At 58.9% G+C, this 25,141-nt stretch carries 27 protein-coding genes; 19 read left to right on the top strand and 8 right to left on the bottom strand.

The genetic code is table 11. The annotated features are described in order from the left end of the window. Window positions 1-41 precede the first annotated feature (41 nt). From sucD to sucC, 3 genes are all read right to left on the bottom strand, one after another. Complete coding sequence (gene sucD, locus CHB75_RS08450; protein WP_089270098.1) at window positions 42-923, bottom strand: succinate--CoA ligase subunit alpha; 882 nt, start codon at window positions 921-923, stop codon at window positions 42-44. 140 nt (window positions 924-1,063) lie between these two features. Then, complete coding sequence (locus CHB75_RS08445; RefSeq protein ID WP_089270097.1) at window positions 1,064-1,414, bottom strand: hypothetical protein; 351 nt, start codon at window positions 1,412-1,414, stop codon at window positions 1,064-1,066. An 88-nt stretch (window positions 1,415-1,502) separates the two neighbouring features. After that, window positions 1,503-2,696, bottom strand: coding sequence for an ADP-forming succinate--CoA ligase subunit beta (gene sucC, locus CHB75_RS08440; RefSeq protein ID WP_089270096.1), 1,194 nt, complete (start codon window positions 2,694-2,696; stop codon window positions 1,503-1,505). A 258-nt stretch (window positions 2,697-2,954) separates the two neighbouring features. On the opposite strand from sucC, the gene CHB75_RS08435 reads away from it, so the two are divergent. Next, window positions 2,955-4,019 (top strand): glycosyltransferase family 2 protein, encoded by a 1,065-nt coding sequence (locus tag CHB75_RS08435; RefSeq protein WP_176439093.1) that lies wholly within the window; start codon window positions 2,955-2,957, stop codon window positions 4,017-4,019. 272 nt (window positions 4,020-4,291) lie between these two features. Here CHB75_RS08435 and mdh read toward each other — a convergent pair whose 3' ends face one another. Then, a complete protein-coding gene (gene mdh / locus CHB75_RS08430; RefSeq protein ID WP_089270094.1) occupies window positions 4,292-5,254 on the bottom strand; it encodes a malate dehydrogenase in 963 nt (320 codons plus the stop codon). Window positions 5,255-5,413: 159 nt separating this feature from the next. On the opposite strand from mdh, the gene CHB75_RS08425 reads away from it, so the two are divergent. Then, a complete protein-coding gene (locus CHB75_RS08425; protein ID WP_089270093.1) occupies window positions 5,414-6,169 on the top strand; it encodes a sulfite exporter TauE/SafE family protein in 756 nt (251 codons plus the stop codon). Between the two features lie 83 nt (window positions 6,170-6,252). Here CHB75_RS08425 and CHB75_RS08420 read toward each other — a convergent pair whose 3' ends face one another. Next, window positions 6,253-6,567 (bottom strand): hypothetical protein, encoded by a 315-nt coding sequence (locus CHB75_RS08420; protein WP_089270092.1) that lies wholly within the window; start codon window positions 6,565-6,567, stop codon window positions 6,253-6,255. 260 nt (window positions 6,568-6,827) lie between these two features. On the opposite strand from CHB75_RS08420, the gene CHB75_RS08415 reads away from it, so the two are divergent. The 11 genes from CHB75_RS08415 to CHB75_RS08365 all read left to right on the top strand — a co-directional run bounded on the left by CHB75_RS08415 (window position 6,828) and on the right by CHB75_RS08365 (window position 15,331). Then, on the top strand, window positions 6,828-7,685 hold the full coding sequence (locus CHB75_RS08415) for an HpcH/HpaI aldolase/citrate lyase family protein (protein WP_089270091.1): 858 nt from the start codon (window positions 6,828-6,830) through the stop codon (window positions 7,683-7,685). 3 nt (window positions 7,686-7,688) lie between these two features. Beyond that, a complete protein-coding gene (locus CHB75_RS08410) occupies window positions 7,689-8,234 on the top strand; it encodes an NnrU family protein (RefSeq protein ID WP_176439092.1) in 546 nt (181 codons plus the stop codon). A 4-nt stretch (window positions 8,235-8,238) separates the two neighbouring features. Continuing rightward, window positions 8,239-8,442, top strand: a complete 204-nt coding sequence (locus tag CHB75_RS08405; RefSeq protein ID WP_089270089.1) for a DUF1737 domain-containing protein — start codon at window positions 8,239-8,241, stop codon at window positions 8,440-8,442. A 12-nt stretch (window positions 8,443-8,454) separates the two neighbouring features. Further along, entirely contained in the window at window positions 8,455-9,486 is a 1,032-nt protein-coding gene (locus CHB75_RS08400; RefSeq protein WP_089270238.1) for a MaoC family dehydratase, read from the top strand. A gap of 564 nt (window positions 9,487-10,050) precedes the next feature. Next, window positions 10,051-10,434, top strand: coding sequence for a succinate dehydrogenase, cytochrome b556 subunit (gene sdhC / locus CHB75_RS08395; RefSeq protein WP_089270088.1), 384 nt, complete (start codon window positions 10,051-10,053; stop codon window positions 10,432-10,434). 11 nt (window positions 10,435-10,445) lie between these two features. After that, window positions 10,446-10,817: a succinate dehydrogenase, hydrophobic membrane anchor protein gene (sdhD, locus tag CHB75_RS08390; protein WP_089270087.1), complete on the top strand. Its 372-nt coding sequence runs from the start codon at window positions 10,446-10,448 to the stop codon at window positions 10,815-10,817. A 23-nt stretch (window positions 10,818-10,840) separates the two neighbouring features. Next, window positions 10,841-12,643 carry a succinate dehydrogenase flavoprotein subunit gene (gene sdhA, locus CHB75_RS08385; RefSeq protein ID WP_089270086.1) on the top strand — a complete coding sequence of 601 codons (1,803 nt, stop codon included), beginning with the start codon at window positions 10,841-10,843 and terminating at the stop codon, window positions 12,641-12,643. Continuing rightward, a complete protein-coding gene (locus CHB75_RS08380) occupies window positions 12,643-12,972 on the top strand; it encodes a hypothetical protein (protein ID WP_245840823.1) in 330 nt (109 codons plus the stop codon). Before sdhA ends, CHB75_RS08380 begins: the two co-directional genes overlap by 1 nt. A gap of 9 nt (window positions 12,973-12,981) precedes the next feature. Further along, window positions 12,982-13,761, top strand: coding sequence for a succinate dehydrogenase iron-sulfur subunit (locus CHB75_RS08375; RefSeq protein WP_089270085.1), 780 nt, complete (start codon window positions 12,982-12,984; stop codon window positions 13,759-13,761). 181 nt (window positions 13,762-13,942) lie between these two features. Beyond that, window positions 13,943-14,101, top strand: coding sequence for a hypothetical protein (locus tag CHB75_RS21640; RefSeq protein ID WP_176439091.1), 159 nt, complete (start codon window positions 13,943-13,945; stop codon window positions 14,099-14,101). A gap of 387 nt (window positions 14,102-14,488) precedes the next feature. Further along, a complete protein-coding gene (locus CHB75_RS08365) occupies window positions 14,489-15,331 on the top strand; it encodes an urea carboxylase-associated family protein (protein WP_089270084.1) in 843 nt (280 codons plus the stop codon). 36 nt (window positions 15,332-15,367) lie between these two features. Here CHB75_RS08365 and deoD read toward each other — a convergent pair whose 3' ends face one another. The 3 genes from deoD to CHB75_RS08350 form a co-directional block, all read right to left on the bottom strand. Continuing rightward, a complete protein-coding gene (gene deoD / locus CHB75_RS08360) occupies window positions 15,368-16,072 on the bottom strand; it encodes a purine-nucleoside phosphorylase (protein ID WP_089270083.1) in 705 nt (234 codons plus the stop codon). A gap of 4 nt (window positions 16,073-16,076) precedes the next feature. Next, window positions 16,077-16,385, bottom strand: a complete 309-nt coding sequence (locus tag CHB75_RS08355; protein ID WP_089270082.1) for an H-NS histone family protein — start codon at window positions 16,383-16,385, stop codon at window positions 16,077-16,079. Between the two features lie 154 nt (window positions 16,386-16,539). Further along, on the bottom strand, window positions 16,540-18,504 hold the full coding sequence (locus CHB75_RS08350; RefSeq protein WP_089270081.1) for a protein meaA: 1,965 nt from the start codon (window positions 18,502-18,504) through the stop codon (window positions 16,540-16,542). Window positions 18,505-18,915: 411 nt separating this feature from the next. On the opposite strand from CHB75_RS08350, the gene CHB75_RS08345 reads away from it, so the two are divergent. The 6 genes from CHB75_RS08345 (at window position 18,916) to CHB75_RS08320 (ending at window position 25,101) form a co-directional block, all read left to right on the top strand. Then, a complete protein-coding gene (locus CHB75_RS08345; RefSeq protein WP_089270080.1) occupies window positions 18,916-20,262 on the top strand; it encodes a 1-acyl-sn-glycerol-3-phosphate acyltransferase in 1,347 nt (448 codons plus the stop codon). Window positions 20,263-20,431: 169 nt separating this feature from the next. Continuing rightward, window positions 20,432-21,718 carry a crotonyl-CoA carboxylase/reductase gene (gene ccrA / locus CHB75_RS08340; protein WP_089270079.1) on the top strand — a complete coding sequence of 429 codons (1,287 nt, stop codon included), beginning with the start codon at window positions 20,432-20,434 and terminating at the stop codon, window positions 21,716-21,718. A 214-nt stretch (window positions 21,719-21,932) separates the two neighbouring features. Then, window positions 21,933-22,139 (top strand): hypothetical protein, encoded by a 207-nt coding sequence (locus CHB75_RS08335; protein ID WP_089270078.1) that lies wholly within the window; start codon window positions 21,933-21,935, stop codon window positions 22,137-22,139. After that, entirely contained in the window at window positions 22,093-22,806 is a 714-nt protein-coding gene (locus tag CHB75_RS08330; protein ID WP_089270077.1) for a helix-turn-helix transcriptional regulator, read from the top strand. The genes CHB75_RS08335 and CHB75_RS08330 overlap by 47 nt, the downstream gene beginning before the upstream one ends. A gap of 86 nt (window positions 22,807-22,892) precedes the next feature. Continuing rightward, entirely contained in the window at window positions 22,893-23,531 is a 639-nt protein-coding gene (locus CHB75_RS08325) for an acyl-homoserine-lactone synthase (protein WP_089270076.1), read from the top strand. Window positions 23,532-23,568: 37 nt separating this feature from the next. Then, window positions 23,569-25,101: an ATP-dependent DNA helicase gene (locus tag CHB75_RS08320; protein ID WP_089270075.1), complete on the top strand. Its 1,533-nt coding sequence runs from the start codon at window positions 23,569-23,571 to the stop codon at window positions 25,099-25,101. Window positions 25,102-25,141 lie beyond the last annotated feature (40 nt).

Below are 25,141 nucleotides of genomic sequence, written 5' to 3'. Positions count from 1 at the left end.
GCCCGCTCCGTAGGGATGAGCACAGCCCATCCCGGTTACTTTCAGCCGATTGCCTTGAGCACGGCTTCGCCAAGCCCGGCGGGGCTTTCGGCGACGACGATGCCTGCGGACTTCATGGCTTCGATCTTGTCTTCGGCACCACCTTTACCGCCGGCGACAATCGCGCCCGCGTGGCCCATGCGGCGGCCCGGAGGGGCGGTACGACCCGCGATGAAACCGGCGGTCGGCTTCCAGCGGCCCTTCTTCTTTTCGTCGGCTAGGAATTGCGCGGCATCCTCTTCGGCGGAACCGCCGATTTCGCCGATCATGATGATCGACTGCGTTTCCGGATCGGCAAGGAACATTTCCAGCACGTCGATATGCTCGGTCCCCTTGATCGGGTCGCCGCCGATGCCGACTGCTGTCGACTGGCCAAGGCCGCTGTCGGATGTCTGTTTCACGGCCTCATAGGTAAGCGTGCCCGAACGGCTGACAACACCGACGGAGCCACGTTTGTGGATGTGGCCGGGCATGATGCCGATCTTGCAGGCGTCGGGCGTGATGACACCGGGGCAGTTCGGGCCAATCAGGCGGGATTTTGACCCTTCGAGCGCGCGCTTGACCTTCATCATGTCGAGCACCGGGATGCCTTCGGTGATGCAGATGATCAGTTCCATCTCGGCGTCGATCGCCTCGAGGATACTGTCGGCGGCGAAGGGCGGCGGGACGTAGATGACCGACGCATTGGCCCCGGTCACGTGCATTGCCTCGTGAACCGAGTTGAAGACCGGCAGGTCAAGATGGGTCTGACCACCCTTGCCGGGGGTCACGCCGCCGACCATCTTGGTGCCATAGGCGATGGCCTGTTCAGTGTGGAATGTGCCCTGCGAGCCGGTGAGGCCCTGACAGATCACTTTGGTGTTTTCGTCGATGAGAATGGCCATGAGGCAGTCTCCTTATCCGGCCGCGCAGAGGCGGCGTGATTTCTGGAAGGGCACCGCAAAATGCGGGCCGCGGATACGAAAAGGCAGGGCGGCGTCCAGCGACGCGCCCTGCCCGAAAGGATTGTAAACTGAGGAGAGTCCTAGCCCCTGCGGTGCGCCATTTCGTCCAACACCCGTGTGAGCGCCAGCGCCACGCCGCCGATCATGAGCGACCGTCCGATGGAATCGGTGACATTGCTTGGGGCGAAGGGCGCTATTATATCCCGTGAACCCTGCACCGCGCGCCGACTGTGGCTGCGCGTGGGAGGGCCCTCGGCTAGCGTCGCACGCGGCACATGCCCGATACGGGGTTTGGCTATCAGCAAGGCAGCGCCCAAGGCCAACATGCCGCCCGCGTAGAGAAGCGGGCTCAGCCGTTCCCGGCGTGCTGCTGGCAGGTAGTGGTCCACTAATACGGGCAGGCTGTCGCGCCCCGGCACTATATTCGACATCACAGGCTCCTTTGTTGCAAGGGAAACCCGTGAGGGCGGCACTCTGTTCCGCCGATCTGCCGATGTGGTGCCGAAAAGCGCGCATGGCTTAGCCCTTGACCGCCTTGACGATCTTCTGGGCACCATCTTTCAGGTCGTCTGCGGCGATCACGTCGAGGCCGGAGTTGCGGATGATTTCCTTGCCTTTCTCGACGTTGGTGCCTTCGAGTCGGACAACCAGCGGAACCTTGAGGCCGACCTCTTTGACCGCGGCAATCACGCCTTCGGCGATGACGTCGCAGCGCATGATGCCGCCGAAAATGTTGACCAGGATGCCTTTGACCTGCGGGTCAGAGGTGATGATCTTGAACGCCTCGGTCACCTTTTCCTTGGTTGCGCCGCCGCCGACGTCAAGGAAGTTGGCAGGCTCGGCACCGTAAAGTTTGATGATGTCCATCGTCGCCATGGCAAGGCCGGCACCGTTGACCATGCAACCGATTTCGCCATCAAGGGCGATGTAGTTGAGGTCGTATTTCGAAGCCTCGAGTTCCTTGGCATCCTCTTCGGTGGTGTCGCGCAGCTCGGCGATGTCCGCGTGGCGGTACATTGCGTTGCCGTCAAAGCTCACCTTGGCATCAAGCACCTTGAGATCGCCCGCGTCGGTGACGATCAGCGGGTTGATTTCAAGCATCTCCATGTCTTTTTCGATGAATGCCTTGTAGAGCAGACCCATAAGGCCGACGCACTGCTTCATCGCCTTGCCGGTCAGGCCCAGCGAGAAACCGACGCGGCGGCCGTGGAACGGCTGGTAGCCGGTGGCCGGATCGACGGAAAATGACAGGATCTTGTCCGGAGTGCTGGCGGCAACTTCCTCGATGTCCATGCCGCCCTCGGTCGAGCACACAAAGGACACGCGGCTTGTCTGGCGATCTACCAGAAGGGCGAGGTAAAGTTCGGTTTCGATGCCGGCGCCGTCTTCGATGTAGATGCGGTTGACCTGTTTGCCTGCCGGACCTGTCTGGTGCGTAACCAGCGTGCGGCCCAGCATTTTCTTGGCTTCCTGTGCGGCCTCTTCGACCGACTTGGTCAGGCGCACGCCGCCCTTTTCGCCGGCGTCGGCCTCCTTGAAGGAACCCTTGCCGCGACCACCTGCGTGGATCTGCGCCTTGACGACCCAGAGCGGTCCGTCGAGTTCGCCTGCGGCCGTCTTGGCCTCGTCTGCCTTTAGAACTACGCGGCCATCGGACACCGGAGCGCCGTAGCTGCGCAGCAGGGCTTTCGCCTGATACTCGTGGATGTTCATTGAAAACTGTCCCGTCTTGCTGCGATTGCCTTCTGTATAAGCATAGAGTTTCCTCATGTTTAACGGAAATATCTTGGTTACTATGCATTTGGCGGATTTTTCCACATTTGTGATCACATGGTAAAATACTGTGATCACAAAATCGGCGGAGCTTTGCGCGCTTGCTCGCTTTGTACGCTTGTCCCAGAATCGCAGCCCCGGTTGTCAGGCTTTGCTGCGGGCGATAGACCGGGTGATGCATCAGACAAGGACATCCTCATGCAGCGTCTTGAACGGATCAGCGAGGAACGGCACGATCCGTGCGCCATGCCCATCGTCGCCTTGGCACACAACGAACGCAACATCCTGCCGGATTTCCTGGCGCATTACCGCAGCCTCTGTGCCGCGTCGTTTTTTATCGTGGACGACCATTCCACCGACGGCAGTCGTGCATACCTTGCGGCGCAACCAGATGTGACCCTGTTCCAACCCGTCGCTGGTGCCGAGTTTCTGAAAGAGCGTGCAATCTGGAAATCCGGGCTGCTGGATCACTACGGCAGCGGCAAATGGTGTATGGCCCCGGACATCGACGAACATTTCGTCTGGCCGGGAATGCCCGATCGTAGCCTTGCTCAGTACATCAGCGCGCTCGAGTCCGAGGGGGCCGAAGCGGTCGCGTCTCTGATGATCGACATGTATGGCGATCTGCCGCTGAGCGATCATGTGCACGATCCCGAGGATGGCGTTTCCCTTCACGACCGGTTCCCGCTGTTCGATGGGCCGGGGCCTTTTCCGCTGGGGTATTTCATGCGGCCTATATCGGCCGCACAGTCGCGAGAGCGTCCGACCCCACCCGTGCGCTTCAACGGTGGTGCGCGTGACCGGCTGTTTTTTCTGAGCGACCTTCGGGCGACTCGCCTGCAATCCTGGCTGATCGAGCGGTATCTGCGGATGGACCAGCGTATCACGCCCACTGCGCGTGATATGCCGATGCGAATGGTCGCGCGCCAATTGACCCGGCATCTGTTTGAAAATGCGCTGAACGCCACCAAGGTAGGTCTGTTCCGCTGGCAGAGGGGCATGATGTTCAACGGTCACAAGGTGGACCGTCGTCTGGTCATGTCAGAAAGCGTTTCGGCCCTGCTGCATTTTCCCTTTACGAGGGGGCAGGCAGGGATCGAATACATCGTCAATCGTGGTCAGCACGCAGGGGGGAGCCGGTATTACCGCAAACTGCTGGAGAGTGGCGGCTTGAGCCGCTCGCCGATCACCGCGCAAAGTTTGATCTATGAGGGATCGCAGAGCCTTGGTGGGTTGATCCGCGATGTCCCGGATCGGGGTTGAGGAAGTTCAGATCTTCCACTGCCAGATGAGCAGCAGCGACTTGCGCCAGACCTTGGAGATTAACCCTCCTAGCCACCTGTCTGACAAGGCTTCGGGTGGTGGTATAGTGAGCCTGATCGAAGACCCCATTCTCCGGCACCTTGGTGTCGCGAAAATGGTGTCACGAAACAAGTCGATTGGGGCTGTGGCACACACAGCGCAGAGAGAGCGACCAGCATTGACTGCCACGGGGCCGTGTCGGTTTCGCGACACGGCCCCGTGGCTATCGCTCATCAGGTCAGCGAGGAGTCGATACCCTTGCAGGCTTCGACAAGACCTTTGACAGCATTGACGGAGCTGTCGAACATGGCCTGTTCGTCCTTGGTCATCTTGATGTCTACGACCTTTTCGATGCCACCGGCGCCGATGATCGTCGGCACGCCGACATAAAAGCCCTTGAGCCCGAATTCGCCGTCACACCAGGCCGCGCAGGGCAGCAGGCGTTTCTGGTCTTTCAGGTAGGCTTCGGCCATTTCGATGGCAGAAGTCGCCGGGGCGTAGAAGGCCGACCCAGTCTTGAGCAGGCCAACGATTTCAGCACCGCCATCGCGGGTACGCTGTACGATCGCGTCCAGCTTCTCTTGCGTGGTCCAGCCCATCTGGACCAGATCCGGCAGGGGAATGCCGGCTACGGTGGAATATCGGATCAACGGCACCATCGTGTCGCCATGACCACCCAGAACAAAGGCTGTCACGTCTTTCATCGAGACGTTGAATTCAAGGCTCAGGAAGTGGCGGAAGCGCGCGGAATCCAGCACGCCGGCCATACCGCAGACCTTGTGAGCGGGCAGGCCTGAGAACTGCTGCAGCGCCCAGACCATCGCGTCAAGCGGGTTGGTGATGCAGATAACAAAGGCGTCAGGCGCGTTCGCGGCGATGCCTTCACCGACAGATTTCATGACCTTGAGGTTGATGCCAAGCAGGTCGTCGCGGCTCATGCCGGGCTTGCGCGGGACGCCGGCGGTCACGATGCAGACGTCTGCGCCCGCGATATCGGCGTAATCATTGGCACCCTTGAGCGAGGCGTCAAAGCCTTCGGATGGCCCGGATTCGGCGATGTCGAGAGCTTTGCCCTGCGGCGTGCCCTCGGCGATGTCGAAGAGGACGACGTCGCCCAACTCCTTGATGGCTGCAAGGTGGGCAAGCGTGCCCCCGATCTGTCCCGCGCCGATAAGGGCAATCTTCGGTCTGGCCATGGATGCTGTCTCCGCTCCGTTGGAATTTCTCGCAATGGCTAGTGCTTTGCGCCGGTTCGTGCAAGTGCGCTGCGGCGCGGCGGGGTGATCTCTCGGGGCTGTCACACCGCACCGCTTGCGGATAAGTCTAGCCGAATAAAGAAGTTAGAGGATTGAGTCGTGGAGCTTTTGACCCTACCGATTCTGGCATTGGCCATCCCAGCTGTGCTGTTCGCAGGCATTTCGAAGGGCGGCTTCGGGTCGGGCGCGGCCTTTGCCAGTTCGTCGATTCTGGCCATTGTGCTGGAACCGGGGCAGGCGCTTGGCATCATGCTGCCACTTTTGATGCTGATCGATGCCGCCAGCCTGCCGAGCTACTGGAAGAAGTGGAGCTGGCCCGATTCGCGCATCCTGATACTGGGCGCGGTGCCGGGCACGATTCTGGGGGCGATGTTCTATCGAATGGCCAATCCCGATGTGATCCGCTTTTTGATCGGTGCCATCGGCATCGCCTTCGTGCTCTGGCAGATGGCGCAGAAGGCCGGGTTGATCCGGTTGGCGCAGCAGCATTTTGGCGCGCGGATGGGGCTGACTGCCGGAGTCGCGATCGGGTTCACCAGTTTCGTCAGCCACGCAGGTGGACCCGCTGCTGCGGTCTATCTGCTGGGTCGGCGTTTGCCCAAGACGACTTATCAGGCCACTACGGTATTGGTCTTTTGGGCCGTTAACCTGTTCAAAGCCGCATTCTATGCGTTCATGGGCATCTTTACCCTGCAAACACTTACGCTCGACTTCGCGCTGGCGCCCTTTGCCGTGCTGGGCACCTGGATTGGGATTCGGGCCCATTCCATGGTGCCCGAAGGCGTGTTTTTTGGGCTGACCTATGCGTTACTCATGTTGACCGGAGCCAAGCTGATCTGGGACGCGTTGACCTGAGAACTCTCGACAGGACGGCTGTCGTTGCTGCGGGGCAGTATTTCTGTGGGGCCCGCAGCACTGTGTCCGCGTCGGGTCAGGGCTCAGGCATCGTTGCCTTGGGTCGGCAGCGCTTCGGCCAAAGCCTCGAACGCCTGACCGCTGGCGACAAGGCAAGTCATGCCGTCGGTTCGCGTCACCGTGATGGTCCAGGTTCCGGTGTCGTCCGAGGCAAACACCTCCACCACCGCGTTGTCTGTCCCCAGCCCTATGGACTGTCGAGTCTCGCCGTATTTTGAGGCGAGCCGGTCCACGACTTTTTCGCGTGGTGCGCAGTTATTGCCCTGCGCCAGCGCAGGGCCTGCGACGTTCAGCGCCAGAACTGCTCCGGTCAAGACCGCATTCATACTCCGTTTCATGAAGTACCCTTTCGGATCTGGGGCGTGGGTGTGTTGCACTGCACCTTCCTGCCCAATGATGTCCTTCTTCCCGAAGTGCGCCGCGTCCCGTCGCATGCGTTCCGGCCATCTGCAGCCTGCGCTACATGTATTGAAATATGGGTTAACGCGTCGACCGCTTCTGCGATTAGGTCAAAATGCTGCATTGCAGCGGATTCCTGCTTGATCTTTTTGCAAATATATGACCAGAACCGCGCAACATTATTCCGCAGGAGAGTCCCATGGAAATGCGTGCCCGCCCTTACCGTTCGGTCCTGTACATTCCGGCTTCCAGGGAACGTGCGCTGGACAAGGCGCGTAAACTACCGGTGGACGCGATCATCTTTGATCTCGAAGATGCTGTGGCCCCTGACGAAAAGGTGCATGCCCGGGAAATTCTGGGTAGCGCTCTGGCGCAAGGCGGGTTTGGCCACCGGATGAAGATCGTGCGGATCAACGGATTTGACACCGAATGGGGGCAGGACGATGCCAGGGCCGTCGCGCAAATGGCATGCGACGCGGTGCTGTCGCCAAAGGTCGACAATCCCGGGCAGTTGGACGCGCTGTCGGCGATCACCGGGGACCTTGACCTCTGGGCGATGATGGAGACGCCGCGCGGGATGCTGAATGCCGCCGCCATCGCCGCACATCCCAGGCTGCGCGGCATGATCATGGGCACCAACGACCTTGCGCGCGAACTGAACAGCCGTGCCGATCCCAGTCGAACCGCGATGATGTCGGGGCTGGGGCTTTGCCTGCTGGCCGCAAAGGCCGAGGGTATCGTGATCATCGACGGTGTCTACAATGCCTTCAAGGATGACGCGGGGCTTCGCGCCGAATCTTCGCAGGGGCGCGACATGGGCTTTGACGGGAAAACGCTGATCCACCCTGCGCAGATCGATGTGGTCAACGCGGAATTCGCCCCGAGTGAGGCGGAGCTGGATCTTGCCCGGCGTCACATCGCCGCGTTCAACGCCGCGCAGGCGCAGGGACAAGGGGTTGCGGTAGTGGATGGACGGATCGTGGAAAACCTGCACGTTGCCACGGCACAGGAAGTTCTGGCAAAAGCACAGGCAATTGAAAGAATTGCAGCGGAGTAAATCATGCCATTCCTCGTCCTCGGCCTTCTCCTCTGGGTTGGCGCACATATTTTCAAACGGGTGGCCCCCGTCCGGCGCGCCGAGCTTGGCACGTCGGGGAGGGGGCTTATCGCTGCCCTGATAGCCGCAGGTCTGGTGCTGATCATCCTTGGCTATCGCGCGGCAGCTTTTGTTCCGGTGTGGAATCCGCCCGCGTTCATGGTTCACATCAATAACCTGATGATGCTGATCGCAGTGTTCGTCTACGGGATGAGCGCGACAACCGGACGTCTGCGCGGCAAGATGCGTCACCCACAGCTGACGGCGGTCAAGATCTGGGCCGCCGCGCACCTGCTGGTGAATGGCGATCTTGCGTCGATCATGCTGTTCGGCACCATGCTGGCCTGGGCTGTTGCAGAGGTCATCCTGATCAACCGCGCCGGTCCGTGGGAGCGGCCAGAGCCGGGTCCAGCGAAAAAGGACATTCTTCTGGTGGTCATCACGTTGGTCATGTTCGGTGTTATTACCGCTATCCATACATGGCTCGGCGTTTCGCCGTTCCCGGGGTAACGCCATGAAATTATATAGATTCCTCAGCGAAGATGACACATCGGCCTTTTGCCACAAGGTCACAGCCGCACTGAACAAAGGGTGGGCGCTGCATGGCGCCCCCACCTATGCCTTTGACGCTGCCAATGGCGTGATGCGCTGTGGTCAGGCCGTCACCAAGGACGCGCCCGGTACATATAGCCCGGACATCAAACTGGGAGAGCAGTGAATGCCGAAGACGGTGCAAAAGACAAATGCCGGACGTTTCTTTGAAGATTACAGCATCGGTCAGGTCATCCACCATGCCGTGCCCCGCACCGTCGGCACGGGCGAACGGGCGATGTATCACGCGCTTTATCCCGCGCGGCATGCGCTTTATTCGTCGGACGCTTTCGCCCAGTCCTGCGGCCTGAGCGAAAGCCCGCTGGATGATCTGGTCGCCTTCCATGTCGTGTTCGGCAAGACAGTGCCGGATGTGTCCCTGAACGCCCGTGCCAATCTGGGATATGCTGAGGGCAAGTGGCTAAAGCCGATTTGGTCCGGCGACACCCTGCGCGCCCGATCCGAGGTAATTGGGCTCAAGCAGAATTCAAACGGACAGACCGGGGTGGTCTGGGTGCGCTCTCGTGGGCTCAACCAGCGGGATGAGACAGTGTTGGAGTATGTCCGCTGGGTCATGGTCAAGAAACGTGACCCCGCGTCGGATGCTCCCGAAACCGTTGTTCCGGATCTCGCCAATGTTCTTGACCCGGCGGATTTGGTCGTGCCCGAAGGCCTTGATTTTACCCGTTACGATAACACGCTTGCCGGAGAGCCGCATCGGTTGGGCGACTATTCAGTGGGCGAGACGATTGACCATGTGGATGGTGTCACGATCGAAGAAGCCGAACACATGATGGCCACAAGGTTGTGGCAGAACACATCAAAGACGCACTTTGACGGGACGATGCGTGAAGACGGTTCGCGGCTGATTTATGGCGGCCACGTGATTTCGATGGCGCGGACGCTATCGTTCAATGGTCTCGCCAATGCGCAGATGATCGTCGGGTTGAATGCTGGCAGCCACGCTAACCCTTGCTTTTCCGGGGATACCGTTCGCGCCTGGTCCGAGGTGCTGGACACGGCCGCGACAACGGCCCCCGGCGTCGGTGCTATCCGATTGCGTCTGGTCGCAACTAAAGGCGGTGCTCCGTTCACGCTCAAGGACGATAGCGGCAAATACCTGCCCCACGTTTTACTGGATCTGGATTACTGGGCGCTGATGCCGGTCTGACCATGAAAAGCATTGGTTTGGCGTTTGTGATCATGCTGAGACCCGTACATATGGGCAGGCTGATCCAGCCAGGTCTTGATGCAGCCCAAAAGAAAGTACCCTGTGGGAGTCCGGTCCTGTCACCCAACCTGTTGGGGCCAGATGAAAATGCTACCACCGGTTTGTGGTAATCGTTGATGTTGCGCCGAATTAAACCTGCGAATTCAGCTTGCCTTGGCGATAATTTTGCGGAATTTCGTTCGAATCCTAGAATTCATCAATTTCCTTTACTCTTATGGTTTCTTGTCGGGCCACCGGACCTTTGTCGGTGTGGTGTCGGGGAGCTATCGTGACGCAGGGCTCGCCCTGATCTTGTCGTTCTTACCAGAAAGGGGTTCGTGGGGATGTGATTCCGGTTCGGATGTCGATGCCTCTACTTTTGTGATCACACGATTAATGGTGTGATCACAAAAGTATCGCATTTGCAGCATTTGTTGGAAAAAACCTTCTCCTGCGGCGGCACGTCTCGTGACAGGACGATAAAATAGGTTAGAACGCTTGTAAGGAACCGAAAAGGACAGACACATGGCCGACGTGAACCGGGGCAACCGCCCGCTGTCACCGCACCTTACCATCTATGCCCCACAGCTGACGTCTATGACGTCGATCCTGACCCGGATCACGGGCAACGCATTGATCGTTGCGATGTTCCTGATTGTCTGGTGGCTTCTGGCCGCCGCGACGGGGGCAGAGTCATTTGCTACGGCGGATGCGTTGCTGACCAGCTGGTTCGGTGATCTGGTCCTGTTTCTGTCTCTCTGGGCGATGTGGTATCACACGCTTGCAGGTGTGCGGCACCTTATCTGGGACCAGGCCAAGGGACTCGACCTCGATACCGCGTACAAGCTTGGCTACGCAGTGATCGGGGGATCGGTGATCCTGACAATCCTTACCGTCATCATTATCTGAAGGAGCGCAACATGGCTTTTCTGACCGACCGCAAGCGCGCCGTGGGCTGGGGTTCCGCCAAGTCTGGCACACATCACTTCTGGTCCATGACCGTATCCGCCGTGGCACTGCTGATCCTGATCCCGCTGTTCATCTTTACCTTCGGCTGCATTCTGGGATCCTCCTACGAAGAGGTGACTGCCTACTATTCCCGCCCCTTCCCGGCGATTGTTGCGGCTCTGACCATCGTGGTGTCCTTCAAACACTTCAACGGCGGCTTCCAGACGATGATCGAGGATTACGTCCATGGTCCGATGGGCAAGGTCTGCATCATCGGCATGACAATCCTATCCTACGGCGCCGCGGCGACAGGCCTCTTCGCCATCGCCAAGCTGGCCCTTTGAACGCACACCGGAGCAACAGATAAATGGCTGCATACGAATACGAGACGCATGATTATGACGTCGTGGTTGTTGGCGCCGGCGGCGCAGGTCTTCGCGCGACCCTCGGCATGGCCGAGCAGGGGCTGCGCACGGCCTGTGTGACCAAGGTTTTCCCGACCCGTTCGCACACCGTCGCCGCACAGGGCGGCATCGCCGCATCGCTGTCCAACATGGGCCCGGACCACTGGCAGTGGCATATGTATGATACTGTCAAAGGATCGGACTGGCTGGGTGACACGGACGCTATGGAATACCTCGCCCGCGAGGCACCCAAGGCAGTTTACGAGCTTGAGCATTACGGTGTGCCGTTTTCGCGCACCGAAGAGGGCAAGATCTACCAACGTCCGTTCGGCGGTCACACGACCGAATTCGGCGAAGGCCCAGCGGTGCAGCGCACCTGTGCCGCCGCCGACCGGACCGGCCACGCGATTCTGCACACGCTGTATGGCCAGTCGCTGAAGAACAACGCTGAATTCTACATCGAATATTTCGCCATCGATCTGATAATGACGGACGGTGCCTGCACCGGTGTCGTCTGCTGGAAGTTGGACGACGGCACGATGCATGTCTTTAACGCCAAGACTGTCGTGCTGGCGACCGGTGGTTATGGCCGGGCTTACTTCAGCGCGACCTCTGCGCACACCTGCACCGGCGATGGCGGCGGCATGGTGGCGCGTGCGGGTCTGCCGCTGCAGGACATGGAGTTCGTCCAGTTCCACCCAACCGGCATCTACGGCGCTGGCTGCCTGATCACCGAAGGTGCCCGGGGCGAGGGCGGCTACCTCACCAACTCTGAAGGCGAAAGGTTCATGGAGCGCTACGCGCCCAACTACAAGGACCTTGCCCCCCGCGATTATGTTAGCCGCTGCATGACGATGGAAATCCGCGAGGGTCGTGGCGTCGGCAAGGAAGGTGATCACATCCACCTGAACCTGAGCCACCTGCCCAAAGAGGCGCTGCATCTGCGCCTGCCTGGCATTTCTGAATCCGCGCGCATTTTTGCTGGTGTCGACGTGACCAAGGAACCGATCCCGGTCATCCCGACGGTGCATTACAACATGGGCGGCATCCCGACGAACTATTGGGGTGAGGTGTTGAATCCTACCGCGGACGATGCCAATGCCGTTGTCCCAGGCCTGATGGCTGTGGGCGAGGCGGGCTGTGCTTCGGTGCACGGTGCCAATCGGCTTGGGTCTAACTCTCTGATTGACCTTGTTGTCTTTGGCCGCGCCGCCGCGATCCGTGCTGGCAAGGTCGTGGACCGCGACGCCGCAGTTCCTTCGACGAACACCGCAAGCGTCGAAAAGGCGTTCGACCGGTTCGACGGGCTGCGTAACGCCAAAGGTACCATTAGCACCGCTGACCTGCGGCTCGAGATGCAGAAAACCATGCAGCGTGATGCGGCCGTGTTCCGCGAATCCGAGACACTCTCGCACGGGGTCAAGGAAATGACCGCGATTGCCGGCAAGATGGACGACATCAAGGTCACCGACCGCTCACTGGTCTGGAACTCGGATTTGATGGAAACGTTGGAGCTGACCAACCTCATGCCAAACGCGCTGGCCACCATCGTTGGTGCCGAGGCACGCAAGGAAAGCCGCGGCGCTCATGCGCATGAGGATTATTCCACACGGGATGACGAAAACTGGCGTGTGCACACGATCAGCCGGGTCGAGGGCGCAAAGGTTACGCTGACCCACCGCCCGGTCATCACCGATCCGCTGAGCACAGAAGCTGAGGGTGGCATTTCTCTAAAGAAGATCGCGCCGAAAGAGCGGACATTCTGATGATGGCTTTCGTGCGCCGGTTGGTCCTTTTGGTCCTGTTGCCGCTGATGCTGATTGCCTGCACCGCCGAGTCGCAGGACCAGTTGGCTCGCGGCGCGGCACGATCGACGACATCGAAGATATTGGCCCAGCGTCTGCCGGGAGTTCCGCTCCAGCCTGCGGTTGATTGCGTGATCAATAACGCTAATTCACAGCAGATTTTGGCGCTGGCTGCGGATTCCGTCACCGGGCCGACGGAATCGACCTATCAGGTCGTCAGCGGCATCCTGCAGAAACCCGAGACCCTGCGTTGTCTGGCGGCCGAGGGCCTGCCCGCGCTGTTGCGATAGGAGAGAGACATGGTTGAACTGACACTCCCCAAGAATTCCCGGATCCAGACGGGCAAGACCTGGCCCAAGCCTGAGGGTGCCAAAAACGTCCGCAAGTTCAAGATCTACCGCTGGAATCCGGATGATGGCAAAAACCCGCAAGTTGACACCTATTTTGTGGATATGGACACCTGCGGCCCGATGATTTTGGACGCGCTGATCAAGATCAAGAACGAGATCGACCCGACACTGACCTTCCGCCGCTCCTGCCGCGAAGGCATCTGCGGATCCTGTGCCATGAACATCGGCGGCATCAACACGCTGGCCTGTATTTATGGCATGGACGAGGTGAAAGGCGACGTGGCAATCTATCCACTGCCGCACATGCCCGTGGTCAAGGATTTGATCCCCGATCTGACCCACTTCTATGCCCAGCATGCCAGTATCATGCCTTGGCTGGAGACCAAGACCAACCGCCCCGCCAAGGAGTGGAAACAATCGATCGAGAGCCGGGAAAAGCTCGACGGGCTCTATGAGTGCGTGATGTGCGCTTGCTGTTCGACATCTTGCCCGAGCTATTGGTGGAATGGCGATCGGTATCTTGGGCCGGCTGCATTGCTCCACGCCTACCGCTGGATCATCGATTCTCGGGACGAGGCGACCGGCGAACGGCTGGATGAACTTGAGGATCCTTTCAAGCTGTATCGCTGTCACACGATCATGAACTGTGCCAAGACCTGCCCCAAGGGACTTAACCCGGCCAAGGCAATTGCGGAGATCAAGAAGCTGATGGTGGAACGCACAGTCTGATAAGCGCGGTTGGAAAACCAGGTCCCGTGCCGGGTAATACAGGGGCCGCCTTTGGGTGGCCCTTTGTCTAGGCCATGACGCGAATGCATGGCGAGGATGCGCGAACGGCCGGTGACGCCACGGGGTTGTAAGCTTATCTCACGGGCATGGGAGGCGCATAGCCAAAGAGAAAGTCAGTATCATGACCGACAAGATCGCACACCTTCCGGCCCGTTGTTCCAATCAGGCGCTTGATGCGCTGGATCAGGCATATGAGTATTTTCAACCAACGTCCGCGCCGGTACATCAAGCAGGATCTGAAGATGCCGCTGGATACGTCCCCTATTTCGACGCAGCCTGAGGTAACAATTACCGCCGTTGCTGAAAAAAGGCACCTGCGAGGTTGGCGCATGCTTTGAAAGCGTCGTATTGTGACATCATGAGTCTGTATATTTGTTTCAGCCTGTACGTGGGCACGGCATGATTATCGTTGCCGGGTTGGTGGTCGCCTTTGTCCTGATCGCACTCTTCTCGAATCGTAAGACGCGGCTGTGTCGCTGGCGCGAGAACCGGAGCAAGGGGCAGGCCGCCTATAGCTGTATATACTGTGGGGCCAAGACGTCTGGTCTGCCGGGGCAGGCGCCTAAGACCTGCCTGCGCCAAACTTCAGAAAACAGCCAGTGAACTCCCCGTCACGTGGGTTGCCCCTTGCGCTGGTAGCGTTCACATGTGGTGTAAGGAGATCGACATGTCAGAGCCCACCGACGCCGAAGCCCGCCGCGCAGTTGCGCCGGTAATTTGCTATCCCACCGAGACGTTGGCGCAGCCGGACATGGCTTTGTATGCAAGCGCTCTGGCTGGAGCGCGGAAAGTATCCGAAGTGCTGGTCCCAGCCCGTGATGCAGCCGTTTTCTATGTTCCCGCAGGGCAAATATTCCGCATTCGTTGTATCGATGGGCCTCAGGTTGGGGATTTGAATCTCTGGAATGCCGCCGATCTGTCTGAACGGTTCTATTCGGGAAAGACACGCGCCTTGCATGGCAGCCATATCAGCACTGGAGATCGGCTCTGGTCCACTTTTCCGCACATGCGGCCCTTGGCAACCATTCTGGAGGACAGTCTTGATTGGTATGGCATCGACGGCTTTGGAGGCGCTGTGCATGACGTCATTGGGACGCGGTGTGATCCGTATTCCGCTTACCTGCTGAACGGCGAACAGTATCACCACTGCTGCCATTCGAACCTGACCCGCGCTTTGGCGGATCATCTCGGTGTGTCATTGACCGAGGCAGAACTACATGTCCATGATGTGTTGAACGTATTCATGTGTACTGGTTTCACGCGGGACACCGGTCGGTATTTCATGAAGGCCAGCCCGGTGCGTCCCGGTGATCATTTGACATTCTTTGCTGAGATTGACCTTTTGGGTGCGCTTAGTGCGTGCCCGGGTGGCGATTGTTCCGCCGAACATTCCAGCGACACTGCGGCCTGCCATCCACTGATGGTCGACATACTCGCGCCGGAAGAGGCAGCGCCGGATGGCTGGAAATCGCCCGTCGCCAGTGGATATGATCGCAGCCACGGAAGGTAGCCCCCGGCCCCCGAAAGGGCCGGAGCCATACATGTTTCAGGCGAACGCAGCCTCAAGTGCGATCTCGACCATATCGCCAAAGCTCTTTTCGCGGTCTTCAGCGGGCAGCGCCTCGTTTGTGATCAGATGGTCGGACACTGTCAGCACTGCCAGCGCACGCACGCCATAGCGCGCAGCGAGATTATATAGCTCGGCGGCTTCCATCTCGACCCCGAGAATGCCGTGACGGATCATCTGTTCGTTCAGATCCGGACGTTCGTCATAGAACACATCCGCCGAGTAGATCCCGCCCACATGTGTCGGAACGCCGCGCGCCTCGGCAGCCAGAACTGCGGATTGCAGGAGCGACCAGTCCGCGCAGGGCGCAAAGTTGAGTTCACGGAAGATGCCGCGCGACGGGGTTGAGAGTGAGCTGGCGGTCATCGCGATGATCACATCGCGGATTTTTACCCGATCTTGCATCCCGCCACATGACCCGATGCGGATCAGTGTCTTTGCGCCGAAATCCCGGATCAGTTCGTTTGCATAGATGGAAAGAGACGGCATACCCATTCCCGAACCCTGAATGGTAACAGGATGTCCGTGCCAGGAACCGGTATACCCCAGCATTCCGCGAACATCGTTAACCAATTCAGGGCCGTCGAGAAAAGTTTCAGCCGCCCATTTTGCGCGATAAGGATCGCCGGGCAGCAGAACCGTTTCGGCTATCTGGCCCGGCTTAGCGCCAATATGGATGGTCACTGTATCAGATCTTCATATCGTCCAGAGATTGGCCAGCGCCCAATGCCGCAATTACCCAGTTGGGTTTGCGTCCGCGACCTGTCCAGGTTTGGCTGGCATCAGCGGGATTGGCGTATTTTGGCGCGCTTTTGGATCCTTTAACTGTGCCGCCCAGCAGCTCATCTAGCGAAAATCCATATTCTTTCGCGGCGTGTTCAGCCGCTTTCTTGGCTTCCGCTTTGCGACGGGAGTCGATGCTCTTCAACGCCTTGTCGACATCTGATTTCAGTTTTTGAAGTTCGTCTTTGGAAAGAGTGTCCAGATTTATTTGCATTCAAGCCTCCTGTAAGACACTGCTTATTTGAAAAAGATGAATAAATCGCAAGACACGTTTTTGTGTCAGGTGTGATTATCCTGCAGCAACTCGTGAATGATCGCGCGCCTTTTGGTTGACCGGGCTGTTCTGAAATCGGTTTCCGAAAATTAGCTTATTCAGCGGCAACTGCCCTAAGGTCAACTAGGGTTACAATATCTTTCATGATAGTGTTCAATTCAAAGTCTTTCGGAGTATAGACTTTGGCGACTCCCATAGCAGAGAGCTTTTTGGCATCTTCGTCGGGAATGATTCCGCCCACAATCACGGGTATATGGCTCAGTCCTGCCTCTTTCATCAGTTGCATCATATCCTGGACTAGTGGGATATGGCTGCCTGACAGAATGGATAGGCCCACCACATGGGCACCGTTTCCAGCCGCACGCACGATTTCTTCTGGCGTCAGGCGAATGCCTTCGTAGTCTATCTCCATCCCGCAATCGCGCGCCCGAAAGGCAATCTGTTCGGCGCCGTTGGAATGGCCATCGAGCCCCGGCTTGCCGACAAGGAAGCGCAGCCGCTTACCCAGCCGGTCACTGACGAGGTTTACCGCATCACGGATGTCGTCCAGCCCTTCGGTCTTGTTCGAACGTGATTTGGATACGCCCGTCGGCCCGCGGTATTCGCCGTAGACCGCGCGCATCTGGGCTGCCCACTCTCCTGTCGTCACGCCCGCCTTGGCGCAGGCAATCGATGGCTCCATGATGTTGAGCCCGTCTTTCGCAGCGGCACGAAGTCGGGCTAGCGCCGTCTCGACGGCAGCGTTGTCGCGGTCGGCTTTCCACGCACTCAGTCGATCGATCTGTTCCTGCTCGGTCGCTGGGTCGACGACCATGATGCCGCCGTCCTCGTCCATCAGGGGTGATGGCTCGGTCGCGGTAAAGCGGTTCACGCCAACAACAACCGTTTCGTTCCGCTCGATCCGGCCAATGCGTTCGGCGTTGCTGTCGACCAGACGGCCCTTCATGTATTCTATGGCGTTGATCGCACCGCCCATCGAACCGAGGTTGGCAAGCTCCGCCCGGGCACCTTCTTTCAGTATTTCAACTTTGCGATCAACCGCCGGATTGCCATCGAAGAGGTCATCAAATTCAAGAAGGTCCGTTTCGTATGCCATGATCTGCTGCATGCGCATCGACCATTGCTGATCCCACGGGCGCGGCAGGCCCAGGGCCTCGTTCCAGGCGGGCAGCTGCACGGCGCGGGCGCGGGCGTTTTTGGACAGCGTCACTGCCAGCATTTCGATCAGGATGCGGTAGACGTTGTTTTCCGGCTGCTGTTCGGTCAGTCCGAGCGAGTTCACCTGCACCCCATAGCGGAAACGGCGATGCCGGGCATCCGTGATGCCGTAGCGGTCGCGCAGCAATTCGTCCCAGAGATCGACAAACGCGCGCATCTTGCACATCTCGGTCACGAAACGGATGCCCGCATTCACGAAGAAAGAGATGCGAGCCGCAAGCGCGGGAAAATCCTCGTCCGCCACGCGCGGTTTCAGCTCATCCAGAACGGCCGTCGCGGTGGCAAGCGCAAAGGCCAGTTCCTGCTCGGGCGTCGCCCCTGCCTCTTGCAGGTGGTAAGAGCAGACGTTCATAGGGTTCCACTTCGGGACCTTGGTGTAGCAGTATTCGGCCACGTCCCCGATCATCTTGAGCGACGGTTTCGGCGGGCAGATATAGGTGCCGCGGGACAGATACTCCTTGATCAGATCGTTTTGCACGGTGCCCTGCAGGGTTGAAACGTCCGCTCCCTGTTCCTCGGCTACAGCGATATAAAGCGCCAACAACCAAGGAGCGGTCGCGTTGATCGTCATTGAAGTGTTCATCTTGTCGAGCGGGATATCGTCGAACAGCGCGCGCATGTCACCAAGATGGCAAATCGGGACACCGACCTTACCAACTTCGCCCCGGGCAAGGATGTGATCGCTGTCGTAACCAGTCTGGGTCGGCAGGTCGAAGGCCACCGAGAGGCCGGTCTGCCCTTTGGCCAGGTTGCCGCGGTAAAGCGCGTTGGACGCCTTGGCGGTGGAGTGTCCGGCATAAGTGCGGATCAGCCAGGGCTTGTCTTTGATCGTCTCGGTCATGGGCCACCAGTATCAGTTACAGAGAGTCTGTGAATCGGAGGGGAAACTTTATTGCGTTCGGACGTGCATAATGGAAACTTTGTGGCGCTGTCAATTCGCTGCGTTGCGGCACGTTCATGCTGCGACTGCAATATAGCACGCAGCGGCGGAAAGAGGAGGGATTTTGAACTGTGCGCTGGGGGACTTACCTGAAAGGCCCGCATTTCGTATCAAAGCGTGCATCACCCCAGACAGGCGATTGCGGAAGGTCGACCGAAGCTCCCCCCGGAGTGAGGGAAGTCGCGCGCCACTTGCGGACCGTTTCAGGCCTAGGTCTGCCGACCAAACATTTACCTTGCTTGCTATGAGGCCCAATTGCCCAAAAACAGCCGAACCCTTGCCGCGTCGCGCCGTTCCTGCCAACAATTGTGCATGTCTTCAACCGTGTCCCTGCCACTGTGGTTGTTCGTTCTGATCCTGCTCTTTGCGGCGGTGACCTTTGCGTCGCATTTCCTGTTCCCTTCCGTCCGCTGGTTCTTTCGTCGCCGCGCTGAAAAGGTGGTGGCCCGAATAAACAAAAGGCTTGAACGTCCCATCCAGCCATTCAAGTTGGCGCGGCGCAGCGACATGATCCAGCGGTTGTGCTATGATCCTGAAGTCACCCAGGCCATCGTGGATCACGCCCGCGCCAACAAGGTGCGCGAGGATGTCGCTTTTGAAATAGCACGTGGTTATGCGCGTGAAATCGTGCCGTCCTTTTCCGCGACAGCTTATTTCGGCATTGCGATCCGGTTGGCCCGGCTGCTCAGCAATGCTCTCTACAAGGTGAGGGTGGGCGAGTACGAAAGGCAGTCACCGAATGAGGTTGATCCGGAAGCCACAGTGATCTTCGTGATGAACCACCGTTCGAATATGGATTATGTGCTGGTCACTTATCTGGCGGCAAATCGTTCGGCCCTGTCTTATGCGGTGGGCGAGTGGGCGCGGGTCTGGCCACTGTCCTTCCTGATCAAGGCGATGGGCGCGTATTTCATACGGCGGCGATCGCGCAATGCCCTCTACCGCCGTGTGCTGGCGCGCTATGTGCAGATGGCGACCCAGGGTGGCGTGACCCAGGCCCTGTTCCCTGAGGGTGGTCTGAGCCTTGATGGCGCGCTTGCACCGCCCAAGATGGGTCTGCTGAAATATATTCTTGATGGCGCGGACCTTGAGGCGCGGGATGTCGTCTTTGTGCCCGTGGCGCTGAACTATGACCGCGTGCTTGAGGACCGCATCCTGATGGCCGCCGACGCAGCCGGAACGCGACGGTTCCGCGCGCGTATCAGCGTCATTGCGGGCTTTGCCATACGCACGCTCTGGCGGCGCCTCACGGGCAACTTCGATGGCTTTGGCTATGCCGCCGTAAACTTTGGACCGGCACTGTCACTGCGCCACAACCCGGCCTTTGCGGTCGATGCGGATGCGCTGGCCTCCGAGATCATGCGGCGTATTGCCTGCGTCGTCCCAATACTTCCCGTGCCGATGGTGGCGCATGTGCTGTGCACACAGGGACCGCAGGCGCGTGTCCAGATCGAACAAAACGTCTCTCGGATATGTCAGGGTCTTGGCGCTGACCACATGCAGCTGCCGCGCAGCAACCGGGGGTATGCAGTGGAATACGGCCTCAACAGCCTCTTGTCGCGGGGCATCATCGAAGAATGCGACGGTATCTTTTCAGCGCGGACGGGCCAGAACGCAGCTCTTGAATACTATGCAAACTCTATCCGGCATCTTTTCTGATGGATTACTGCGGGTGGAGTCAAAATGCTGCGGTTGCTCGGTCATAAAGTTACAAAAACATTCTTAATGTTGTTGCAATGTTGCGTGTCGGGCGGTACTTCCGGTGAAAATGTCGCGATTCTGCGCTGCGGCATGCTGATATTAGTTAACAACAGGATGGAGGCCCCAGATGGCTCTGGACACGCACCCCGGCATCGCCAGCTACGATGCACCCGAAAAAGATCTTTACGAATTGGGTGAGATGCCGCCGATGGGGTATGTGCCCAAGAAAATGTACGCCTGGACCATCCGTCGGGAACGTCACGGCGAACCTGACAAGAGCTTTCAGGTCGAGGTGGTCGATACCTGGGAAATCGACAGCCAAGAGGTACTGGTTCTCGTGATGGCGGCCGGCGTGAACTACAATGGAGTTTGGGCCGGTCTGGGCGTGCCAATCAGCCCGTTCGATGTTCACAAGCAGCCCTATCACATCGCCGGTTCTGACGCGTCGGGCATCGTTTGGAAGGTGGGCGAAAAAGTCACCCGCTGGAAGGTGGGTGACGAGGTCGTGATCCACTGCAACCAAGACGATGGCGACGACGAGGAGTGCAACGGCGGCGATCCGATGTTCTCGCCCAGCCAGCGGATCTGGGGCTACGAGACCCATGATGGATCGTTCGCACAGTTCACCCGCGTGCAGGCGCAGCAGTTGATGACGCGGCCCAAGCACCTGACATGGGAAGAGTCTGCCTGCTATACCCTTACCCTCGCGACAGCTTACCGGATGCTGTTCGGTCACGAGCCGCATGAACTGAAGCCGGGCCAGAACGTGCTGGTCTGGGGCGCGTCTGGCGGTCTTGGATCCTATGCTATCCAGCTGGCCAACACTGCGGGCGCCAATGCGATCGGCGTGATTTCGGATGAAAGCAAGCGTCAGTTCGTGATGGATCAGGGCGCCAAAGGCGTGATCAACCGCAAGGAATTCAACTGCTGGGGCCAACTGCCCACGGTCAACACGCCCGAATACAACGATTGGCTGAAAGAGGCGCGCAAGTTCGGCAAGGCGATCTGGGACATCCTGGGAAAAGGCGTCAGCGTCGACATGGTGTTCGAGCACCCGGGCGAGGCAACCTTTCCCGTCTCGACCCTTGTCGTGAAAAAGGGTGGCATGGTTGTAATCTGCGCCGGTACAAGCGGATTTAACTGCACATTTGACGTCCGTTACATGTGGATGCACCAGAAGCGGTTGCAGGGTTCGCACTTTGCCAACCTCAAGCAGGCTTCGTCCGCCAACAAGCTGATGATTGAGCGGCGTCTAGATCCCTGCATGTCCGAAGTATTCCCTTGGGACGAGATTCCGCAGGCTCACATGAAGATGCTGCGCAACGAACACAAGCCCGGCAACATGGCCGTCCTCGTGCAGGCGCCGAAGACCGGTTTGCGCACGCTTGAGGACGCTCTGGAAGCGCGCAAGTAGGATTTCACGCCACGATCCATATGACTCCGCCCGCGAATCGCCCCGATTCGGCGGGCGGTTTCGCTTCGGCTAGACGCGCATCTTTTGATAACAAGGGGTTCAAATCACCTCCCTCACCATTTTAGGGGAGGTGCAATTCGTGAATATTAACGGCCAAACGTCCGTGCTAGCTTTTGTTTAACTGATCATTAATCACTTGAAAGCGAGACTCCACATGGCACACGACTGGATTATAGACGTTCTGACCGATCTGAAGACCTTCGCCCGTTCCAATGGCTTTGCCAGCTTGGCCGAGCACCTGGATGACACCCAGATGGTCGCACAGATCGAGATCGCGTCGCATGCCAAAGGAATGGCCTGTGGAATTGGCACTAATGACGCCGTCGCTGGACGGCATACTGCAGCAGTTGGAATGCGCTGAGGCGCTTGAGGGACTTCAAACGGCGTCTGTCGCGCTGCGTGATCACTATAATGTAGCCCACATCGTCTATCACTGGGTCAGCAGCAGCGGACAACAATATGGTTGTGGCACCTATTCACCCGAGTGGGTCGCGCGATATGTGGAGCAGGCTTACCTCCGTGTCGATCCCGTGGTCGCAGGATGTTACCAGAAATTTCACCCGGTCGACTGGAAGCGGCTGGACTGGTCAAGCAAAGCGTCCCGCGCGTTCCAGAAGGAAGCGATAGAATACGGGGTAGGCAACCAGGGATTCTCTATACCGATCCGTGGCCCAAATGGACAATTTGCCCTTTTTACAGTCAACAATGATTGCTCGGACGAAGATTGGGCAAACTTCACCGAAACTCACCGGCAGCATCTGATCATCCTCTCACATGCCTTCAACCAGAAGGCGCTTGAACTAGAACCCGGACGAACACCATTGGCGGCGCAGGCGCTTTCACCGCGTGAGATTGATGCCATGACACTTATTGCGGTAGGTTACAGCCGCGCACAGGTTGCCGTGACCCTGTCGATTTCGGAGAACACCCTCCGCGTCTATATCGAAAGCGCGCGACACAAGCTGGGGGCGCTCAACACCACCCATGCAGTGGCAAAGGCGATCGCGCGCGGTGTGATCGTGGTGTGACGCAACGGCCAGCGTACGGTCGTTTTTCATTTCGTTAAACGCACCGTCGCAATCTCTCTCATATCAAAACGAGGGAGCACCACACCATGATCCGTTACCTTTACGCAAACCAACTGCACCAGTTTCCAAAGCTTGCCCGCAGCATGTTTCTTGACCGCGCCGACCAGTTCAAGGAGCGTCTTGGCTGGGAGGTTGCCGTAGACCGTGCCGGTGAGGAGCGGGATGACTATGATGATCAGAACCCGCTTTATGTCATCTGGGAAAAGCCCTGCGGCGGGCATGGCGGGTCGATGCGGCTGTTGCCGACCGTGGGCCGCACGATGGTCAACGACCACTTTATTCACCTGACCGACGGCGTGCGCATCGAGAGCCCGCTTATCTGGGAATGCACCCGTTTCTGTCTGGCCCGAGACACCGCGCCGGGGACGGCTGCGGCGCTGATGCTGGCAGGCGGAGAGGTCCTGCGAGGTTTCGGAGTAGAGCACTTTGTTGGCGTGTTCGACGCCCGCATGGTGCGGATCTATCGCCATATTGGCGCATCGCCGGACATCCTGGGCAGCCAGGGCGAAGGTCGTGACCGGATCAGTGTGGGCCTCTGGAATTTTTCGCCAGAAGCACAAGCGCGTGTTGCCGCGCGCGCAGGTATTTCGCCCGACATGTCGCGGATGTGGTTCGAACACGCCTTTGGCCAAGAACCGCGTCTGCGGAAAAACCGCGCCGCCTGATCTGGCGCCGGGTGGGGCGGCGCGCTAGAGTCCCGCCATGACCCTGCCAGCCCTTACCTTTTCCGAAGATCAGGCCGAAGCCTATGACCGCGTGGCCGAACTGCTGCGCGAGGCCGGTGTTGATCTGATCCAGGGACATGTCCTGCCCGCGAAAGAGGGCAAGTCGCAGGCGATGGCCCTGATTGGCAAGGCTGGTTCGGGAAAGACGCTGCTGCTCGCTGAGCTTTACAAGGCGTTGGAGTCAGCAGGACTCGACATCGTATCGGGCGACTTTGAGAGCCGAAAGCGTCGGGAGAAGCGGACCCTTGCCATTCTGGCCCCCACAAACAAGGCCGCGAGTGTTCTGCGTATGCGCGGCGTGCCGGCCACGACGATCCACCGTATCCTGTATACTCCGGTCTATGACCCTGAATACGAACGCATCGCCGAATGGCTGACTGGCAATGGTGAGAAGCCCGAGATCGAAGCACTGACCGATGAGGCGCTTGACCGGGCGTTCAACTCGTATCAGGGGCACAAATCTGTTCCGGCGGCTCTGGCCTCTGCGGGTCTGCGGGGGTCTGATTTCATCACCGGCTGGAAACGGCGCGAAGAGCCGCTGGACATCGGTTTTGTCGACGAAGCGTCGATGCTGGACGAGCGCCAGTTTGAAGATCTTCAGGAAATTTTTCCCACCCTTCTTCTGTTCGGCGACCCGGCGCAGTTGGCCCCCGTCAACGCCCCCGGCGGTATGGTCTTTGACGGAATGAAGCCAGAGCAGAAGATGGAGCTGCACCGCATCCACCGGCAAGAGGCAGACAACCCTATTCTGGACCTCGCACATGCGCTGGCCGATCCGGATTTGCAGTTTTCCGATTTTGAACGGATGGTCGAGGAAAAGTCCAAACAGGACGACCGCGTGGTCTGGGGGCAGCGGGTCGAGGTGGACCTGATGGCCCGCTCGCCTGTTCTGGTCTGGCGCAACAATACACGCATTCGGTTGATCAATGCCTTTCGTGCGGTGCACGGCGCGCCGGATACCGAACTGCTGGCAGGCGAACCGCTGATCTGCGACGGGTTGGAGCTGCCGCTCAAGCACCGCAAGAAGCGGTTGGATCTTGAGGCACGCGGGCTGATCAAGGGTGCGCAGGTGATTTACCTTGGACCGGGGCGCAAACCCGGATTTTCCAGATTACACGTGATGGGTGCCGAAGACCCGCAGGTGTCGGCGGCTTCGATCGTGAAGATCGAGAGGCCGGATGAAGAAGAGCCCTTTATCCCCTTCGCAGCCGGCATGGGGGCCACGTTCCTGCATGGCGCGGCGGTGACGATCCACAAGGCGCAAGGCAGCCAGTGGGATACGGTGCAGGTTTTTGCCCCGGATCTGTTCGTTGCCGCGCGCATGGGACGGGTCGAAGCGGGTCAGCCTTTGTGGAAACGTCTGGCCTATGTGGCGATCACCCGCGCTCAGGAACGCCTGATCTGGGTGGTGCGCAACCGTCTGTCCAAGCCGACGGGACCGCTGACTGTCGAAGACCTGAAGGTCTCAACCGCGCCGACTCTGACTCTGGAGGCAGAGGAGTTTCAGTAAGGCGCTCGCGGGCGCAATCACTCCGGATCAGACGCGGTCT

It is taken from the genome of Puniceibacterium sediminis, assembly GCF_900188035.1.
Classification (GTDB): Bacteria; Pseudomonadota; Alphaproteobacteria; order Rhodobacterales; family Rhodobacteraceae; genus Puniceibacterium; species Puniceibacterium sediminis.
Note: the sequence above shows the minus strand (reverse complement) of the source record. Positions and strands in the feature narration are given on the sequence as shown.

What these genes read in the sequence shown, in the direction of transcription:
- CHB75_RS08420 (WP_089270092.1), bottom strand. Translation starts at nt 6,567, where the DNA reads ATGAAACGGAGTATGAATGCGGTCTTGACCGGAGCAGTTCTGGCGCTG.
- CHB75_RS08380 (WP_245840823.1), top strand. Translation starts at nt 12,643, where the DNA reads ATGATGGCTTTCGTGCGCCGGTTGGTCCTTTTGGTCCTGTTGCCGCTG.
- CHB75_RS08410 (WP_176439092.1), top strand. Translation starts at nt 7,689, where the DNA reads ATGCCATTCCTCGTCCTCGGCCTTCTCCTCTGGGTTGGCGCACATATT.
- CHB75_RS08355 (WP_089270082.1), bottom strand. Translation starts at nt 16,385, where the DNA reads ATGCAAATAAATCTGGACACTCTTTCCAAAGACGAACTTCAAAAACTG.
- sdhA (WP_089270086.1), top strand. Translation starts at nt 10,841, where the DNA reads ATGGCTGCATACGAATACGAGACGCATGATTATGACGTCGTGGTTGTT.
- sdhC (WP_089270088.1), top strand. Translation starts at nt 10,051, where the DNA reads ATGGCCGACGTGAACCGGGGCAACCGCCCGCTGTCACCGCACCTTACC.
- CHB75_RS08335 (WP_089270078.1), top strand. Translation starts at nt 21,933, where the DNA reads ATGGCACACGACTGGATTATAGACGTTCTGACCGATCTGAAGACCTTC.
- CHB75_RS08435 (WP_176439093.1), top strand. Translation starts at nt 2,955, where the DNA reads ATGCAGCGTCTTGAACGGATCAGCGAGGAACGGCACGATCCGTGCGCC.
- sucC (WP_089270096.1), bottom strand. Translation starts at nt 2,696, where the DNA reads ATGAACATCCACGAGTATCAGGCGAAAGCCCTGCTGCGCAGCTACGGC.
- CHB75_RS08350 (WP_089270081.1), bottom strand. Translation starts at nt 18,504, where the DNA reads ATGACCGAGACGATCAAAGACAAGCCCTGGCTGATCCGCACTTATGCC.
- CHB75_RS21640 (WP_176439091.1), top strand. Translation starts at nt 13,943, where the DNA reads ATGACCGACAAGATCGCACACCTTCCGGCCCGTTGTTCCAATCAGGCG.
- CHB75_RS08320 (WP_089270075.1), top strand. Translation starts at nt 23,569, where the DNA reads ATGACCCTGCCAGCCCTTACCTTTTCCGAAGATCAGGCCGAAGCCTAT.
- CHB75_RS08375 (WP_089270085.1), top strand. Translation starts at nt 12,982, where the DNA reads ATGGTTGAACTGACACTCCCCAAGAATTCCCGGATCCAGACGGGCAAG.
- sdhD (WP_089270087.1), top strand. Translation starts at nt 10,446, where the DNA reads ATGGCTTTTCTGACCGACCGCAAGCGCGCCGTGGGCTGGGGTTCCGCC.
- sucD (WP_089270098.1), bottom strand. Translation starts at nt 923, where the DNA reads ATGGCCATTCTCATCGACGAAAACACCAAAGTGATCTGTCAGGGCCTC.
- mdh (WP_089270094.1), bottom strand. Translation starts at nt 5,254, where the DNA reads ATGGCCAGACCGAAGATTGCCCTTATCGGCGCGGGACAGATCGGGGGC.
- CHB75_RS08325 (WP_089270076.1), top strand. Translation starts at nt 22,893, where the DNA reads ATGATCCGTTACCTTTACGCAAACCAACTGCACCAGTTTCCAAAGCTT.
- CHB75_RS08405 (WP_089270089.1), top strand. Translation starts at nt 8,239, where the DNA reads ATGAAATTATATAGATTCCTCAGCGAAGATGACACATCGGCCTTTTGC.
- CHB75_RS08365 (WP_089270084.1), top strand. Translation starts at nt 14,489, where the DNA reads ATGTCAGAGCCCACCGACGCCGAAGCCCGCCGCGCAGTTGCGCCGGTA.
- CHB75_RS08330 (WP_089270077.1), top strand. Translation starts at nt 22,093, where the DNA reads ATGACGCCGTCGCTGGACGGCATACTGCAGCAGTTGGAATGCGCTGAG.
- CHB75_RS08445 (WP_089270097.1), bottom strand. Translation starts at nt 1,414, where the DNA reads ATGTCGAATATAGTGCCGGGGCGCGACAGCCTGCCCGTATTAGTGGAC.
- CHB75_RS08415 (WP_089270091.1), top strand. Translation starts at nt 6,828, where the DNA reads ATGGAAATGCGTGCCCGCCCTTACCGTTCGGTCCTGTACATTCCGGCT.
- ccrA (WP_089270079.1), top strand. Translation starts at nt 20,432, where the DNA reads ATGGCTCTGGACACGCACCCCGGCATCGCCAGCTACGATGCACCCGAA.
- CHB75_RS08345 (WP_089270080.1), top strand. Translation starts at nt 18,916, where the DNA reads ATGTCTTCAACCGTGTCCCTGCCACTGTGGTTGTTCGTTCTGATCCTG.